Here is a 1,753-nt window from a genome sequence, read left to right on the forward strand (position 1 = left end):
TGCATGGTATGTCGGGCGGGGTTGGTGCCTCCACCTTTGCCTGCAACCTTGCTTGGGAATTGGCGACAATCTCCAAAACCGATGCGCCGCGTGTCTGCCTGATTGATCTGGATTTCCAGTTCGGCGCGATCTCGACCTATCTCGATCTGCCGCGCCGCGATGTGGTGTTCGAGATGTTGCAGGATACCGGTTCGGCCGACAGCGAATCCTTTCTCAAATCCATGCTGACATTCAATGACAAGCTGCATGTGTTCACCGCACCACCGGACATGCTGCCCCTGGACATCGTGCAGCCCGAAGATATCGACCGGCTGATCGACATGGCGCAGCAGAATTTCGATTTCGTGGTGATTGACATGCCGTCAACCATCGTAAGCTGGACCGAAACGGTGCTCGCCCGCGCGCATATCTATTTCGCGATCATGGAGCTTGATCTGCGCTCTGCCCAAAACGTACTGCGACTGGTGCGGGCCCTGAAGGCCGAGGCATTGCCGCTGGAAAAGCTGCGCTACATCCTGAACCGCGCGCCGAAATTCACTGATCTTTCCGGAAAAAGCCGGGTGAAGCGGATGGCGGAAAGTCTGGATATTGATATCGAAGTGCAGCTTCCCGACGGCGGGCCGCAAGTTACCCAGGCGAATGATCACGGGCTGCCCCTTGCCGAAAGCGCCGCCAAGAACGCCACGCGCAAAGAGATCCAGAAACTCGCCAAATCCCTGTTTGATCTGAATAAATCTGTTGAGTCCGCCAAAAGCTGATTCATTTTGCAACTGACCCGAAGGGCAACAAAAGATGTTTGCGCGTTACAGGAAAGCCACCCAAGTCGTCGCCGGGCCGCTGCCAACTGTGGCGGTTGGTTCTGCAACCCCGGCTGCGAAGCAAGTGGCTGCGCCACCAAAACCCGGAGCCAACACCGTGCAAATGCGCCCGCCTGCGGTTGCAAATATCCGCACTTCGGCGGAGGCTTTGGCTTCGGATAAGGAAAAGAAGCGCAAAGACCGGTTGATGGAACTGAAGGTGGAGCTGCACAAGAAGCTGCTGGAAAACCTGAACCTCGCCGCTTTGGAAAACGCCTCCGAAGCCAGCCTCAAGTCCGAGATTGCGTCAATTGTCTCTGAAGGGTTGGACGAACTTTCGGTCGCGCTCAACAAGGATGATCGCGTCACTCTGAATCAGGAACTCTATGACGAGGTGATGGGGCTTGGCCCGCTGGAAACCCTGCTCAAGGACGAAACCGTCAACGATATTCTGGTCAACGGGCCAAAGCGCATCTTCATTGAACGCGCGGGCAAGCTGCAACTGACCGACATCACTTTCAAGGATGAACGCCACCTCTTGCGCATCATCGACAAGATCGTTTCCGCCGTCGGTCGTCGCGTCGACGAATCCAACCCCTATTGCGATGCGCGTCTGGCCGATGGATCCCGTTTCAACTGCATGGTGCCGCCGGTTGCGGTGGATGGCAGCCTCGTTTCCATCCGGAAGTTCAAAAAAGACAAGTTGGGCGTGCCGGATCTGGTAAATTTCGGGGCATTTACCGAAGAAATGGCTGCATATCTGCAAGCCGCCGTGTCGACGCGCCTGAATATCATCGTTTCGGGCGGTACGGGATCGGGTAAAACCACGACGTTGAATGCGCTGTCGTCCTTCATCGAGAACACTGAGCGCGTGCTGACGATCGAGGATACGGCCGAACTCCAGTTGCAACAGATCTATGTCGGACGGATGGAAAGCCGACCGCCAAACGTCGAAG

2 protein-coding genes are annotated in these 1,753 nt (G+C 56.2%); both read left to right on the plus strand.

From position 1 onward, the window contains the following. Positions 1 to 758: AAA family ATPase (locus tag L0H65_RS19430; protein WP_301460831.1), on the plus strand; the 758-nt coding region annotated here is incomplete at its 5' end. Between the two features lie 34 nt (positions 759 to 792). Further along, on the plus strand, positions 793 to 1,753 hold a 961-nt coding region (locus tag L0H65_RS19435), incomplete at its 3' end, for a CpaF family protein (RefSeq protein ID WP_301460832.1).

This window comes from Pseudorhodobacter sp. (assembly GCF_030452865.1).
Classification (GTDB): Bacteria; Pseudomonadota; Alphaproteobacteria; order Rhodobacterales; family Rhodobacteraceae; genus Pseudorhodobacter.